We start from the raw sequence: 1952 nt of genomic DNA, 5'->3' as shown, positions 1-1952 counted from the left end.
GGGCACAGTTCCTGATCCAGGTCAGCGGCGGCCAGCACGGCGCGGTCAAGGGCGTATTGCAGTTTCACCCGCTCGCGGTCATACCGCATCATGTCAACCGCGAAACCCGCAGCGTATAAGACGGTCATAAACAAAAACAGCACAAGGATCGTCATCGAGCCGTCTTCTGAGGACGCGAACTTTCGCAGGCGCGATGAGACGCGCCCGGTGTGGCGCGGATCAGTGGTTTTTGACTTACAAACAAACTTCTTCATGACGAAATCCTTTGTCGGCGAGACGCAGCGATGCCAATTCTTCGCAACTTTAATAAGTTAGAGGGGATTCATGGCGGAAATGGGGCGTGAAAGCCCTTATACTGCTCATATTGAATGAAAATTGGCCTTAGTTTGGGCATTAGAATGCTCTTTGTTTCGCCAGTCGCGACAATGGCGCGGCAAAGGTTAACGCCGCGACTCAGGGGGATTTCGTAACCCGAGATTCATAAACTGATGAAAAAAAGTGCAGTTGATGATTGCGGCTTGCGGGCTGCGGTGCGACAAAAAGCCATGACCTATGTCATTTGCCAACTCGGAGGATTTTATGACCGGCATCAAAGAACCCAGCTTTCGTGAGAGTGTTGATCTGATGTTCAACAGGGCAGCGTCCCTGATGGACCTGCCGCCGGGGCTTGAGGAGAAAATCCGGGTCTGCAACGCCACCTATACGGTGCGCTTCGGCGTGCGGTTGCGGGGGCAGATACATACGTTCACGGGCTATCGCTCGGTCCATTCCGAACATATGGAGCCGGTCAAGGGCGGTATCCGCTTTGCCCTTGCCGTGAACCAGGACGAGGTCGAGGCGCTTGCGGCGCTTATGACATATAAATGTGCGCTGGTCGAAACGCCGTTTGGCGGCTCGAAAGGTGGATTGTGCATCGATCCCCGGAAATACGAAGAACATGAGATGGAGCAGATCACCCGCCGTTTTGCCTATGAACTGGCCAAGCGCGACCTGATCAACCCGTCCCAGAACGTGCCTGCGCCCGACATGGGTACGGGCGAGCGTGAAATGGCCTGGATCGCCGACCAATACGCGCGGATGAACACCACCGATATCAACGCACGGGCCTGTGTGACGGGCAAGCCGCTGAACGCCGGCGGCATCGCGGGCCGGGTCGAGGCGACTGGGCGCGGCATTCAATACGCGCTACGCGAGTTCTTCCGCCACCCCGAAGATATCCAGAAGGCCGGGCTGTCCGGCTCGTTGGACGGCAAGCGGGTTATTGTGCAGGGGCTGGGGAATGTGGGCTACCACGCTGCCAAGTTCCTGAGCGAGGAAGACGGTTCTCGGATCGTTGGGATCATCGAATGGGACGGCGCGCTGTATAACCCCGACGGGATTGACGTCGAGGCCGTGCGCCAGTGGATCGTGAAACATGGCGGGGTGAAGGACTACCCCGACGCCACCCATTCCGCCGAGGGCGGCGCGGTGCTTGAGCAGGAATGCGACATCCTGATCCCGGCGGCACTGGAGGGTGTGATCAACCTGTCCAACGCGGAACGGATTAAGGCACCGCTGATCATCGAGGCCGCGAATGGTCCGGTCACGGCGGGCGCGGATGAGATTCTGCGCAAGAAGGGCACGGTGATCATCCCCGACATGTATGCCAATGCCGGTGGTGTGACGGTGTCCTATTTCGAATGGGTCAAGAACCTCAGCCATATCCGCTTTGGCCGGATGCAGCGCCGTCAGGAAGAGGCGCGCCACGAGTTGATCGTGTCCGAACTGGAGCGGTTGGACCGGTACATGGGCGATGCTTGGTCGATGTCACCGGATTTCAAGTCCAAATACCTTAAGGGCGCGGGTGAACTGGAACTGGTGCGTTCGGGTCTGGATGACACGATGCGGATTGCTTACCAGTCCATGCGCGAGGTTTGGCATGACCGCGCCGATGTCGAGGATCTGCGCACGGC

General features: G+C 58.2%; 2 protein-coding genes. One reads left to right on the top strand and one right to left on the bottom strand.

Translation table 11 applies throughout. The annotated features are described in order from the left end of the window. Window positions 1-254: Tad domain-containing protein (locus MPJ51_RS21045; protein WP_298390905.1), on the bottom strand; the 254-nt coding region annotated here is incomplete at its 3' end. Window positions 255-579: 325 nt separating this feature from the next. Between MPJ51_RS21045 and MPJ51_RS21040 the strand changes: the two genes are divergently transcribed. Continuing rightward, the coding region (locus tag MPJ51_RS21040; RefSeq protein WP_298390903.1) for a Glu/Leu/Phe/Val dehydrogenase at window positions 580-1952 on the top strand (1373 nt) is incomplete at its 3' end.

Source organism: Ruegeria sp. (assembly GCF_028066395.1).
In the GTDB taxonomy this organism is placed as follows: domain Bacteria; phylum Pseudomonadota; class Alphaproteobacteria; order Rhodobacterales; family Rhodobacteraceae; genus Ruegeria.
The sequence above is the reverse complement of the archived record's forward strand: the minus strand, read 5'-3'. Positions and strand labels throughout refer to the sequence as shown.